This window comes from Agrobacterium sp. MCAB5, assembly GCF_052114365.1.
GTDB classification, from domain to species: domain Bacteria; phylum Pseudomonadota; class Alphaproteobacteria; order Rhizobiales; family Rhizobiaceae; genus Agrobacterium; species Agrobacterium tumefaciens.
Genome location: NZ_JBFREP010000299.1, coordinates 1 through 419 on the forward strand (window position 1 = coordinate 1; position 419 = coordinate 419).

Sequence of the window (419 nt, forward strand, 5' to 3'; positions counted from 1 at the left end):
TGCCGGCGCAGGCTGCAAATACAACCTTCCAGCGCGGATCTCGCCGTTGCGGGTGAAACATCCGTTGACGTTCACCGGATAGATATCCGCCTGGTGCAACAGTACGTACGCTTCCTTCCTTCATGAAAACACACTCAGATTTTTGGCGATGTCCTTGCCGGCATAAGGCGGAAAGACATCGAGCTCGAGATCGGGATTGCCGATGAGCATGGCTTTGGTGTTGCTGAGGGCATCGAACCCGGCCTTGCCGTAATATTTGCCCATGCCGCTGTTACCGACACCGCCGAATGGCAGGCTATCGATCCAGCAATGCAGGTTGGTCTGGTTTATACAGCCGCCGCCGAACGACAGCGATCCGAGCACGAAGTCGATCGTCGACCGGTCCTTGCTGAAGATGTATGCGGCAAGCGGCTTCGGCT

General features: G+C 56.6%; 1 protein-coding gene. It reads right to left on the bottom strand.

The annotated features are described in order from the left end of the window. Positions 1 to 120: 120 nt before the first annotated feature. Positions 121 to 419, bottom strand: a 299-nt coding sequence (locus AB4Z23_RS28720) for an aldehyde dehydrogenase family protein (protein WP_441361342.1), incomplete at its 5' end; no start/stop codon positions are given.